Here is a 12,719-nt window from a genome sequence, read left to right on the forward strand (position 1 = left end):
GGCGGCGTGGCTTGCGAGCAGCGGCGGTGCAGTCTTCACCTAAATTCCACCTCGCTCCTGGCTTTTTTGGTTTCTTGCTACCTTAAGTTCCTATATGCAGCTCCGCTCTCTCCTACTGGCCGTGCTTTGCACGCTCTCTGTTTCGGCTCTGGCCCAAGAGACGCCCCGGCAGCTTAACACGCTACCCGGTGCTCCTACTCCGCCCCCAGCTACCACTCCTATAATTCCCCCTGCTACGTCCTCGCCGGCGGTGTTACCGTCCTCGGCCGTTGCGCCCGCTGACACTGCCCGCCGCGTAGCCACAGAGCAGCGCGCCGTGGCTGCCCCGCCCGCCGTGCCCGATTCTGAGCGCGAGCAACAGCAGCAACGTCGGCAGCAAATGGCTATTCCATCTGCTAACACTACGCGCTACGCCGTGGGCCTGAAAACGGGCCAGGTAGTGCGCGGCTACGATGTAGAAATCAAGCAACCCGTATTTGGGCGTAGCTTCCTGTTAATAGATGGGCAGCAGCGCTTTGAGCTTGATCAGGTGCGCTACTACGAGGATGAAACGGGCTTTTACGTGCGGACCACGCTGCCGGGCCGCTCCAGCCGCGAGTCTACGCTGCGCCGCGACCGGGTAGGCCGCATCAGCTTGTACTCCATCACCAGCACGCAGTACATGAACAACCCCTATGGCGGCCTGGGTGGCTACGGTTTTGGCCGCTATGGCTACGGCGGGTATCCGTATGGGGGCTACCCCTACGGCGGCTACCGCACCGTGAAAACCGACTACTTCAGCAAGGACAATGGCCCCATTGAGAACCTCACCCTCAAAAACCTGCAACTAGCCACCGCCGACAACCCAGGCAGCGTGAAGCTCCTGCAGGACGCCCGCCGCTACCAGACCTACACCACGCTCAGCTACATTGCGGCCGGTGGCCTGATGCTGGCTGGTACGTTCTCCAGCTTCTCGGGTAGCAACGGCTTTGCCGTGTCGCCGCTGGTATACGCCGCTATTCCGCTGGCCATTGTGCCCCTGGTTATTGGGGGTAAGCAGCAGAACAACATCAAGCAGGCTATTTTGCTCTACAACCGCGGGCAGTAATCTTTCGCTTTTCTCCTAGGCCACTTAGCGTGGCCGCAGGAACAGACTACTGGGGTTTCATCCCCCATAAATATAGAAGCAGTAGGCCACGTGGTCTGCTGCTTTTTTTACGGGGTTACTCCTCACTGCTCATTGCACCAGGCTCATAAAAGTCGTTTTGCGCCTGCCGCTTCTGCACTCGCTTGGCTGGCCCTATAGTGCCCACCGCTACGGTTAGGCAACAGAATTTGCGTTTCAACCAAGTGCTGGCACACCGTAGAATTTATTGTCGAGCTTAGGCAACTTACGACGGGAGTTGTCGCCTAATTTTGCAACACTACCGTACAGCCGATATCGGTTTGCTGCTTAACCACCGGTTGTTTGCCCAAATGTCTACTGAGCACTTGTCTTCATCAGCTACTGGGCCCACTCAACCAGCCTCCTCCCTCCTCCACAACCTAGGGATGCTGCCGGAGGTATTTGCAGCCCTGCCCGGCGCCTATCTGCTGCTCACGCCCGACCTGCGCATTGCCGCCGTCAGTGATGCCTACCTAGCCAGTACGTTCATCTCCCGTAGCCAGCTGGTAGGCCACTTCTTGCTTGATGCCTTTGCGGCGGAGCCGGGCACACCTGAGGCCGCTACCATGAGCAACCTGCGTGCTTCTTTGCAGCAAGTAGTAACAACGGGCCAGCCCCAGCAAATGCCCGTGCAGCACTACCGCATTCCAAATCCGGAGGTACCCAATGCGGTTCTGGAACGGTACTGGCAGTCGCTCAACACCCCTGTGTTTGGCCCCGATAAAACGGTTATTGGCTTTGTTCATAGCGTGACCGACGTAACCGCAAGCCATCAGGCGGCGGCCCATTTGGCAGGGGCCCAGGCCCGCGAGCAAGCAGCACTGGCCGTGTTGGAGCGTGAGCGTCTGCAGCTGAAAGCTCTGCTTGAGCAAGCTCCTGTGGCCATTGGGTTGTTTGAAGGGCCTGACTTGCGCATTACTGCCGCCAACCCCTTACTCAGCGCCATGTGGGGGCGCAGCCAAGAGCAGGTCCTGAACCGTCCTTTATTAGAGGCGGTGCCAGAGCTACAGGGGCAAGGCTTTCAGGAGATCATGCAGCAAGTAAGTGAAACCCTTGTGCCCTATGTTGGTAAGGAGGTGCCCGCCCACATGCTCCGCAATGGGCAGTTAATGACCTCCTACTACAACTTCGTGTATCAGCCTTTCTTCGATCAGCAGGGCACTGTGCAAGGAGTACTGGATGTAGCCGTTGAGGTAACTGAGCAGGTACTGAACCGGCAGCGCATAGAAGCCCAGGAGCAGCAAACCAGCTTGCTTAATGAGGAGTTACAAGCCGCCAACGATGAAATTCTGGCTAATAACGTGGAGTTGGAGTACGCCCAGCACCAGCTTCGCCAACTGAATGCCACCCTAGAAGCTCGGGTGCTGGAACGCACGCATCAGCTGGCAAACCAGCAGCTCTTGTTACAGCAGATCATAGGCCAGGTACCTGCGTTGGTAGCCACGCTCCGTGGGCCTGATCATCGCTACTCATTCTTTAATCCTTACTACGACACGTTCACGGCCGGTCGTGTCCGCCTTGGCGCTTCTGTGGCCGAGGTGTTGCCGGAACTTGTAGAGCAGGGGTTCGTTAAGCTGCTTGATCGGGTGTATGCCACGGGCGAGCCGTTTGTGGGTCGTGAAATAGCCATGCTGCTACACAACCCCAACATGGGCCAGGATGAGCAATATTATCTGGACTTCGTTTACCAAGCTTTGCTAGATGGCCAAGGACAAACCCAGGGCATTCTGGTGTTTGCCGTAGACACCACCAAGCAGGTACTGGCGCGCCGCCAAACCGACACCCTGCAGGCCGCCGTACGACGCCAGAAGGAGGAACGCGAAAACGTATTTCAGCTCTTTGAGCAGTCGCCGGCAGTTATCTGCCTGCTGCGGGAGCCCGACCACCGCATCGATTACCTCAACCCTGCCTACCAGGCTTTGTTTCCTGGCCAACAGCTTCGGGGCCGCACGCTGGCCGAGGTGCAGCCTGAGGCCAAGGCGCTGCTGGCCCTATTTGATGGGATATACCAGACTGGCACCATGCAGTTTCAGACGGAAGTGCCCGTCACAATCACGCCCCCTAATGGGCAGGCTACCTCTACGCGCTACTTCGACTTTACGTACCAGGCTTATCTGGAGCAGGGCGGCATTGCAGGGGTTGCCCTCTTTGGCCTTGATGTAACGGAGCAGGTTCTCTCTCGCAGCCGAGTGCAGGAGCTTAACGAGGAGCTAGCGTCTATCAATGAGGAGTTGCGGGCCAGCAATGAGGAGCTGGGCGACACCAACGAACAACTCTCGCGCACCAATGCCGACCTGGACACCTTTGTGTACACGGCCAGCCACGATTTGAAAGTGCCCATCACCAACATTGAAGGCCTGCTTGATGCGCTCAGCCGCGACCTGCGCGGGCACTCCACGGCCGAGTCGGTGCCCCGGATTTTAAGCATGATGAAGGAGTCGGTGACGCGCTTCCAGCAGACCATTGGCCACCTGACCGACATCTCCCGTTTGCAGCAGGAAAGCAGCACAGAAGTAGAAAGCCTGACGCTGGCCGCCACCATCGCCGACGTACAGCTGGACTTAGCGCCGCTGCTGCAGGCAACTGGCGCCCACATCACCGTAAGCATAACCGAAGTGCCTGAGCTCCCACTTTCACCCAAAAATCAGCGCTCAGTGATGTATAACCTGCTCAGCAACGCCCTCAAGTATCGCCACCCCGACCGGGTGCCGATGATTCATATTCACGGGCGCCGGCAGGCCGATGGCGTAGAGCTACAGGTACAAGACAACGGTCTGGGCCTGGAGCACTGGCAGCAGCAACGCCTATTTGGTTTATTTCAGCGGCTACACAGCCACGTTGAGGGGGCAGGCGTAGGCCTGTATATGGTGAAGAAAATTATTGAAAACGCGGGCGGCAACGTACGAGTACTCAGTGACACTAACACGGGCAGCACCTTCACCATCACGCTGCCTCTGGCCCCCGACCGCTCGGCGTTTATCAGCGCCTAACACTCCTCTCTATTGCAAAAGCTCTCCAGCATTTTACTCGTGGATGATGATGCCACGACTAACTACCTCAACGAGTCCCTGCTCCGCTCCCTGAATGTGACGGACAAGTTTATCATCGCCCGCGACGGCCTCGAAGCCTTGTCTTTACTTCAGAGCCAGTGCGTGGCGCCCACTACCTCGTGCCCGGCCCTCATTCTGCTGGATGTGCAAATGCCCGCCATGAATGGCATCGAATTTCTGGAGGCCTACCAGCAGCTGCCTCAGGAGCACCGAGAGGCCATCATCATTGTAGTGCTAACCACGAGCATGCACTCCCGCGACCTGGCCCGGCTTCATGAGCTGCCAATTGCCGGCCTCGCAAGCAAACCCCTAACCGAGGAGAAAATCAATACCATTCTCCAGCTTCATTTTAAGCGTCAGTTGCCGCACTAACGTGTGGCCTAGGCCACTACATGTACTCTTGAGGCCACAGCGCCTTGAGGCTGGCACTTAATGCGCGCTCCGGAGAGTGGCCTAGCTCACGTGTACTGGGCCCTGTGCTATAACCACCGAGGCCAGAGCAGGACTATTTTGGCTTTCCCCAACCTCAACCGCGGCTCTGCGCGTAGGCAAGTTGGTGAAGCCTACCCCACCCTCCGTTGCTGATTTCGATGCCCGCCGCGACCTGGCCCTCTGGACCCATGAGCGGCTCTGTACCCAGTACGGTGCTCCGTTTCGGTTCTTCAGCACCAAAGACCCGCTCAGTGAGCTCATCAGCGCACTGCTTTCTCATCGCACCCGCAACCAAGATTCGCACCAGGCCTACCAGCAGCTGCGGGCCCGGTTTGAGACCTGGGACGCCGTGCGCGATGCTCCCACGGAGGAAGTGCAGGAGGCTATCAAGGCGTGTACCTGGCCCGAGCAAAAAGCGCCCCGCCTGCAACATGTGCTGCGGGAAGTAGGCCACCGCTGCGGCGGCCCCTGCAACCTGGAGTTCTTGGCCGACCTGCCCATTCCCGAAGCGCGGGCCTGGCTGGAGGCGCTACCGGGCGTAGGGCCCAAAACCAGTGCGGCTGTGCTGCTGTTCAGCACCATGCGGCGGCCCGCTATGCCCGTAGATAGTCACCACCACCGCGTGGCTCAGCGCCTGGGCCTCATTGGCCCCAAAGTGGGCGAAGCTGCTGCTCATGCTCAGCTGGAGGCCCTACTCCCACCCGGCTGGGATGCTCAGCAGGTGTATGATCACCACGAGGCCTTTATGTTTCATGGGCAGAAGTGCTGCTACTTCCACACGCCCGCCTGCGGGCGCTGCGTACTGCTGGAGCGCTGCCCCACGGGCCAGGCCCGCACCCACCACAACCCCGTATCAGAACCGTCGTTATTTTGAGTAGTTTGCCGCTCATGGTGACAGCCGCCTGCTGATCTAGCCACTTTCTTCGTCCTTTTCGCTTGTCAATTATGCAACAGACGTATGGCTTACCCGCTCTTCTCTCCATTTTCATTCCTGGCCTAGGCCAGTTGGTGAAAGGTCAGTTTATTAAAGCGTTTCTGATTTGGGCCGTAGGCGGTGTGCTGGGTTTTCTGCTGGCCTGGACGCTGGTGGTGCCTTTCCTGATCTGGGCCTGGAACGTGTACGACGCCTACAACTCTCCCGCCTGATTTTAGTAAGTGCCTGTTCTTCATCTCAAAGCCAAGCCCAACGCCCGCGCCAACCATCTCTCGGTTGCGCCCGATGGCACTGTTACTATCCGCCTGAAAGCGCCCGCGCAGGATGGCAAAGCCAACACCTGTCTTTTGGCGTACCTGGCGGAGGTGTTTGGGGTAGCGAAATCAAGCCTCACTTTGGTTGCAGGCCATACCGCCCCGTTTAAGAAGGTAGAAGTGGAGGGCCTAACAGAAGACGCTTTCCGCGCCACTCTGGAGCAGTTTCGAGAGGCCTAGCTCTCTTCGCAAAACTCCACGCCAGGGGGGCCGTACCTCAGGGGCAAGACCTACTCTTTCTCCCCTCAACTCCCCTCTTTATGAATTTTCCTACCTGGGCCGTGGCCGGCTTTTGGGGCCTGGTATCGGGCTCCGCATTGCTCATTGGCGCGGCTATTGGCTACTTTCTGCAGGTTCCGCAGCGGTTGGTAGCCGCCATTATGGCGTTTGGCAGCGGCGTTCTGATTTCAACTCTTTCCCTGGAACTCATGGAAGAGGCCTACGAGAAAGGCGGCTTCGATGCTACGGCCATCGGGTTTGTGGGCGGTGCCGCCGCGTACACGTTTGCCAACTGGCTGCTGGCCCGCCACGGTGCCAAACACCGCAAACGCTCCGGTGACCAGCAGAAGCAAGAGCGGGCATCGGTTAACTCCGGCCAGAAGGAAGCAACTGATTCGGGCGATGACAACGGTATGGCCCTCGCCATTGGTGCCTTGCTCGATGGCATTCCCGAGAGCATTGTAATTGGCCTGAGCATGTTGGCCGGCGGGGCCGTGAGTATGGTAGCCGTGGTAGCTATTTTCCTATCCAATTTGCCCGAAGGGCTTTCCAGCGCAGCGGGCATGAAAAAGGCAGGCCGTACGCCGCAATATGTACTGCTGCTCTGGGCCGGCATTATGGTTATTTCCGGCCTGTCCTCTTTGCTTGGTTACACCATTTTCAGTGGCTTCTCCGACAATGTGGTAGCTGCCACCATGGCCGTTTCAGCCGGAGCCGTGTTGGCCATGATTGCCGACACCATGATTCCGGAGGCCTTTGATGTGGCCCATAACTTCACTGGCCTTATCACGGTGTTAGGCTTTCTTGTGTCGTTTGTGCTGAGCAAAATGGGCGAATAGACAGTGAGATTGTGCAGTGGTGCCTTTGTGAACTTCCCTCGCGTCGTGCTTCCTCATGATAGTAGGGTATTGAACTCTCCGTTTCACAATTTCCCCACTTCACAATTGCCTCCTTCGTAGCTTGCGGTATCAGATTAGAGCATCCATTATGGCCCTTCCTCCCGATTCCGCAGCTATCCAACCGCTATTAGAAGCCCTAGCTTTTTCACCCGAGAACCTGGCCTTGCGCAAGCACGTGGCCGGTTTGCTGTTGCAAAGCGGCCGCCTGCCCGAAGCCGAAGAATTATACCGGACTGGCCTACGCCAAGCCCCGCAAGATGCTGATCTGCAGCTAGGGTTAGCCGAAACCTATGCGGGTTTGCGCAAAACCTCGGCGGCCTTTGTAGTGGTGGAAGAACTGCTGGAAGCGCAGCCCGAGCACGCCCGCGCCCACCTTCTCCACGCCCGCCTGCTGGCTGATACCGACCAACTAACGGCCGCCATAGAGGCTTATCAAACCGCGTTGGCCTTTAACCCTACCCTGGAAGATGCCGACCTGGCAGCCCGCCTGCGCGGCCGGGCACCAGCCCAGGGCGGCGCGGCCCCCGAGCACCACACCGCGCCCAACGACCTCATTAACGAGCAGACGCTGTTTGGTGGCCTAGAGCGCCCCAGCATCAACTTCTCGGACGTGGGCGGCATGGAAAGTCTGAAGGAAGAAATCCGCCTGAAGATCATCCACCCCATGCAATTCCCGGATTTGTATAAGGCCTACGGCAAAGCCACGGGCGGCGGCCTGCTGCTTTATGGCCCGCCCGGCTGCGGCAAAACCTACCTGGCCCGGGCCACGGCCGGTGAGGTGAAAGCCTCGTTTATTCATGTCGGCATCAACGACATTCTGGATATGTGGCTGGGCAACAGTGAGCGGAACCTGCACCAGATTTTTGAGCAGGCCCGCCTACAGGCGCCGTGTGTGCTGTTTTTTGACGAGGTAGACGCCCTGGCCGCCAACCGCCACGACCTGCGCCAGAGCGCGGGCCGCACCGTTATCAACCAGTTCCTTTCTGAGCTTGATGGGGCCACTCGCTCCAACGAGGGAGTACTCATCATGGCCGCCACCAACGCCCCCTGGCAGCTCGACGGCGCCTTCCGTCGCCCCGGCCGCTTCGACCGGATTCTGCTGGTTACCCCGCCCGACGAGCCCGCCCGTGCCGCCGTGCTGGAGCTGCTGCTGCGCGAGAAGCCCGTAGGCCAGTCTATCAACCTGCCCAAGCTGGCCGCTCAAACCGCCGGCTACTCCGGCGCCGATTTGAAGGCCGTGGTAGACGTAGCCATTGAAAGCTGCCTGCGCGAATCAATGAAGGCCGGCAAACCGCTGCCGCTGGAGCAGCGCACCCTGCAGGATGCTATTGGGAAGGTGCGGCCCAGCACGCGGGAGTGGTTTGCCACGGCCAAAAATTACGCCCTCTACTCCAACGAAGGCGGCCTCTACGACGACATTCTGGTGTACCTCGGCATCAAGAAGCCCTCGGCGTAGGCTTAGTTTAAGTAGCAGCATGAATCACGCTGAAACCGACCAATGGCAGGAAGCGGCGCAGCATTTACTAGCCGTAAATCGGCCAGAGCAGGCTGAACGGCTGGTACGCCAGCACTTGGCTCAGCACCCGCGCCACGCATTTGCGCATGTAGTGCTGGCTCTTACGCTCTTTCGGCAGCAGCGGCTTCTAGAAGCTGACGAAGCGGCCAACAGCGCTATCCGGCTAAACCCGCAGGAAAGCGAGGCCTTCTATATGCTTAGCTTAGTGCAAGCCAACGCCGACAAGGCTGCCCTAGCCGAAACGAATATCCGGGAAGCACTTCGCCTTTCCCCTATCAATAGCAAGTACCTAGGTACTCTGGCCTGGATACTCAACGCTACAACGCGGCCCACCGAAGCAAAAGCGGCGGCTGAAATGGGCCTGCGCTATGACCCCGCGCACGTAGAATGCCTAACGCAGCTTGCACAGGCGCAGGAGTTGCTCCAGCAATGGGACCCTCTGCTCAGTACGTTGCACTACTTGGTGAGCCTGCGGCCTCAATCGTCGGTGGCTCATCAATGGCTAGGCCAGGAGGCGTTACGGCGGGAAGAGTATACCCAGGCTCAAGCACATTATCAGGAGGCATTGCGTCTGGACCCTACCAACTCAAAAGTGCACCAGGGCTTGTCGCAGACCTTGCGCTATCAATCCAAAATAGGCCGCCTAGCCCATGGGCTCAACCGGTACTTAACGTTTGTTTCTGAAGGCACCAAAAACCGAGTACTGCGGGCCTGGGGCCACTTCTTTCTGATTCTGATACCGCTTTCCCTCCTGTGCATTCCGCTTCTCTTGTTCCTGGGGTTTGAGTCCCTGTACTGGCGGTTACATCCAGAGGTGCGGCAATTACGCAATCGGCCAGCTGGAGCCCCCTCTTACCTGCGAGAAACCTTCTACCGATATGGTGCCGTGGTTTCATTCGTGTTTTTGCTGGTGGCGTTTCTACCACCTGTCATCTGGATTATGCTGAAGCTAGGCTTTCCCGACAGTGCTTTGGGGCCTGGCCTGACCGGGGGCCTGACCATATTAGTAATGAGCATTGGTCAAGCCCTGAAAAGTGCAGCGGAAATGCCTTTGCCCGATAAATCACCAGCGGGGTGGTTGCTGCTGGCTACCTTGGTACTGGTAGCCAGCCTGGGCAGCTCACTCTGGTCAGCTCTGTGGCCGTGGGGGCCTCCTGCCGTGCTGGTAAGCAATGGCCTGCTCTTTTACTGTCTGGTCCGGGGCGTACCTTTTACCCAAGCGGGTAGAACACTCCGATAGTATCTTGCCTGCTGCATTCCAAGCCCATCATTTTTTCATGGAACAACCCAACTGGCCCGACCGAATTCTGCTGCTGCTCCGGCAGGGCCGCGCCGCGCAGGCCGAGCAGGAGTTGCACCGCGTGCTGCACGCCGACCCTAACGATGCCCATGCGCATGCCCTGATGGCGCTTGCCTTACTGGAGCAGCACCGCAACGAGGAAGCCCTATTGCACGCCCAAACTTCGGTAGGCCTGGCACCAGAGCACGATTTTGCCTACTACCTCCTGAGCCTGACTCAGCAGCGCCTGCAGAACACTGAGGCTGCCCGTGAGGCTATTGAGCAGGCCCTCTCCCTTGACCCCACCGACCCCAACTACCACCACACGCTGGGCATTCTGCGCTTCACGCAAGGTCAGTGGGGCGCCGCATTGCGCGCCGCCGAAATGGGACTGGCCTACGACCCCGAGCACGTAGACTGCCTGGGCCTGCGGGCGCGCTGCTTAGCCCGCCTGGGCCGTTCTGAAGATGCCGCCAGCTCCTTGTCGCAAGCCCTGCACTACGACCCCGACGATGCCGGCACCCACGCCGATGCTGGCTGGGTAGCGCTGGAAACTGGTAAGCATAAAGAGGCGCTGGAACATTTTCGGAATGCCCTGCGGCTGTCCCCTACTTCGGAGTACGCCCGCAGTGGCCTAGTAGAAGCCCTGAAAGCTCGCTACTGGTTGTATCGGGCCTTCCTGCGGTTTACCGTCTGGAGCGAAAACCTGAATGGCATGGCGCGGCGGGTGCTGTTCATTGGCCTCTACATCTTGGTGCGCTTTGTGCCGCTGCTGCTGCCGCTGTACCTGCCGCTCGTGTTCATGAGCTGGTTTGCCGACCCGCTTTTCAACGGCTTGCTATTGCTAAACCCTTACGGCCGCCATGCCCTCTCAGACGAGCAGCGCCGACAGGCACTGGGTTTTGTGGTAGTGCTGGTAGCGGCAACGGCGGCATTTACTGTTTCCTCCCTGGCCCATCAAGCCTGGCTTGGCGCCATCGGCCTAGGCCTGTTGGCGGCCATTTTCCCGCTAATGGTAACTCTACGCCCGCGCGTGCCCAAACGGACGCAGCGCTGGGCCCTAGCTGCTACCGTGGCGCTGATTCTACTAGGCCTGCTGGGTGGCGGGCTGCAACTAGTTGCCCCCGATTCCCAGGCCCATACCGGTACTATGGGGCTGCTATTTATTATTTGGCTGCTGTTTATCTGGACGACGGCGATGAGCTAACAGCTCACTTAAGCTCACCTCCTTACACACGAAAAGGCCACCGGTTCCCCACCCGGTGGCCTTTTCTTCCCACGCCTAATTTTACTGTAATCAATTCCCTGCCAATGGCCTAGCAGGCGTATAAAAGCTTAATTATGCGTTTTGCGTAACTGGCTCACGGCGATACGTGCGCTCAAATTCTTCGTCGATGTGGTAGGTAGATTCTTCGTGCTGGCTGAGGTCGAGGCCAAGTTCTTCTTCCTGCAGCTTCACGCGCAGCCCGAAGATGCGGTCGGTAATTTTCAGCAGCACCCAAGCCCCAATGAAAGAGTAGGCCACCACAATCACGAGGCCCAGAACATGGTACCCAAACAGGCTGGTCTTGCCGTAGAATAAACCATCCTTGGCGGCGAAAACACCCGTGAGCAGCATACCCACAATGCCCCCGAGGCCGTGGCAAGGAAACACGTCCAGCGTATCGTCGATGGTGGTGCGGCTGTTCTGCCAGTGTACAGCGGCGTGGCTTACCAGGGCACCAATCACCCCAATCAAAATGCTCTGGCCATAATCAACGTAGCCAGCAGCGGGCGTAATGGCTACTAGGCCTACTACCGCACCAGTGCAGGCACCTACAGCCGTAGGCTTACCGCCGCGCACAATCTCCACCAAAATCCAGGCAATGAGGGCGGCACCCGAGGCCAGGTTAGTATTCACGAATGATACAGCGGCCAGTTCGTTAGCCCCTAGCGCCGAGCCGGCGTTGAACCCAAACCAGCCAAACCACAGCAGCCCCGTGCCCAGCATTACGTAGGGCACGTTGGGAGTAGAAAACGAAGTAGGGCGCAGGTTGGCTGAGCGGCGGCCCAGCACCATAGCTCCGGCCAGCGCTGCAACGCCCGCCGAGATATGCACTACCGTGCCACCCGCAAAATCCAACACGCCCCACTTATGCAGGAACCCCTCGGGGTGCCACGTCCAGTGGGCCAGGGGGCAATAAATGAACAGGCTAAACAGCACCATAAACGCCAGATACCCTTTGAAGCGCACGCGCTCGGCGAAAGAGCCTGTGATAAGGGCAGGCGTGATGATGGCAAACTTGAGCTGAAATGCGAAGTAGAGTACAAACGGGATGCTGGCCGCAAAAGCCGGGTTAGGCGCCGTGCCCACGTTGCGCAACATGGCAAACGTGAGGGGGTTACCAATGAGCCCGTGCCAGGAGTCGCCGTAGCAGAGCGAGAAGCCCACGAAGTAGAACAGAACAGAAATCACGCCCAGTGCTACAAAACTCTGCAGCATGGTGCTGATCACGTTTTTGGGGCGCACCATCCCGCCGTAAAAAAACGACAAGCCCGGCGTCATGATCAAGACGAAGGCAGTTGCCGTGAGCATCCAGGCCACATCGGCGGCGTTGAGCGTGCCGGGGGCCGCTGCTGGGTGCGGTACCTGGGCAACCGCAGCCAAAATGGCTAGGCCCAGCAGTGCAATCAGTGCAAACAAACTGAAACTAGGCCGGAGAGCAGGTGCGTCAGACTTCATTTGATTCATTTTTGATATCATCCCCTATTTTCATAGGCAAGATAGATCAAAAACACCTATTTACTTCTTTCACACTCTAAATTTTAGGGTCAGTTCATAAAATATACTATCTAAGTAACATTCTACACTATGTAATTTACACCCTCACTGTTATGAAGAAGTGCCTTAAATATCTGATGCCATCCTTAGCTAAGGGCGGAGCCTGCTATT

At 58.2% G+C, this 12,719-nt stretch carries 11 protein-coding genes; 10 read left to right on the forward strand and 1 reads right to left on the reverse strand.

Going from position 1 to position 12,719, the window contains the following annotated elements:
* The first annotated feature begins 94 nt into the window (after positions 1-94).
* From EU557_RS04825 to EU557_RS04870, 10 genes are all read left to right on the forward strand, one after another.
* The gene (locus tag EU557_RS04825) at positions 95-1,087 is read left to right on the forward strand and encodes a hypothetical protein (RefSeq protein ID WP_135529260.1); all 993 of its coding nucleotides are present in this window, start codon (positions 95-97) and stop codon (positions 1,085-1,087) included.
* A gap of 308 nt (positions 1,088-1,395) precedes the next feature.
* Positions 1,396-4,134, forward strand: coding sequence for a PAS domain-containing sensor histidine kinase (locus EU557_RS04830; protein ID WP_167855088.1), 2,739 nt, complete (start codon positions 1,396-1,398; stop codon positions 4,132-4,134).
* A gap of 12 nt (positions 4,135-4,146) precedes the next feature.
* The gene (locus EU557_RS04835; RefSeq protein ID WP_135529262.1) at positions 4,147-4,566 is read left to right on the forward strand and encodes a response regulator; all 420 of its coding nucleotides are present in this window, start codon (positions 4,147-4,149) and stop codon (positions 4,564-4,566) included.
* A gap of 184 nt (positions 4,567-4,750) precedes the next feature.
* A complete protein-coding gene (locus EU557_RS04840; protein ID WP_135529263.1) occupies positions 4,751-5,500 on the forward strand; it encodes an endonuclease III domain-containing protein in 750 nt (249 codons plus the stop codon).
* A 71-nt stretch (positions 5,501-5,571) separates the two neighbouring features.
* Positions 5,572-5,772, forward strand: a complete 201-nt coding sequence (locus EU557_RS04845) for a DUF5683 domain-containing protein (protein ID WP_135529264.1) — start codon at positions 5,572-5,574, stop codon at positions 5,770-5,772.
* Positions 5,773-5,781: 9 nt separating this feature from the next.
* A complete protein-coding gene (locus EU557_RS04850; RefSeq protein ID WP_135529265.1) occupies positions 5,782-6,054 on the forward strand; it encodes a DUF167 domain-containing protein in 273 nt (90 codons plus the stop codon).
* Positions 6,055-6,134: 80 nt separating this feature from the next.
* Entirely contained in the window at positions 6,135-6,932 is a 798-nt protein-coding gene (locus tag EU557_RS04855; protein ID WP_135529266.1) for a ZIP family metal transporter, read from the forward strand.
* Between the two features lie 148 nt (positions 6,933-7,080).
* A complete protein-coding gene (locus EU557_RS04860) occupies positions 7,081-8,448 on the forward strand; it encodes an ATP-binding protein (RefSeq protein ID WP_135529267.1) in 1,368 nt (455 codons plus the stop codon).
* Positions 8,449-8,467: 19 nt separating this feature from the next.
* Complete coding sequence (locus EU557_RS04865) at positions 8,468-9,748, forward strand: tetratricopeptide repeat protein (protein ID WP_135529268.1); 1,281 nt, start codon at positions 8,468-8,470, stop codon at positions 9,746-9,748.
* A gap of 37 nt (positions 9,749-9,785) precedes the next feature.
* Positions 9,786-10,994, forward strand: a complete 1,209-nt coding sequence (locus EU557_RS04870; protein WP_167855089.1) for a tetratricopeptide repeat protein — start codon at positions 9,786-9,788, stop codon at positions 10,992-10,994.
* 132 nt (positions 10,995-11,126) lie between these two features.
* Here the strand turns inward: EU557_RS04870 and EU557_RS04875 are convergent, their stop codons facing one another.
* Positions 11,127-12,509, reverse strand: coding sequence for an ammonium transporter (locus EU557_RS04875; RefSeq protein WP_210115978.1), 1,383 nt, complete (start codon positions 12,507-12,509; stop codon positions 11,127-11,129).
* Positions 12,510-12,719: the final 210 nt, after the last annotated feature.

Source organism: Hymenobacter wooponensis (genome assembly GCF_004745865.1).
Classification (GTDB): domain Bacteria; phylum Bacteroidota; class Bacteroidia; order Cytophagales; family Hymenobacteraceae; genus Hymenobacter; species Hymenobacter wooponensis.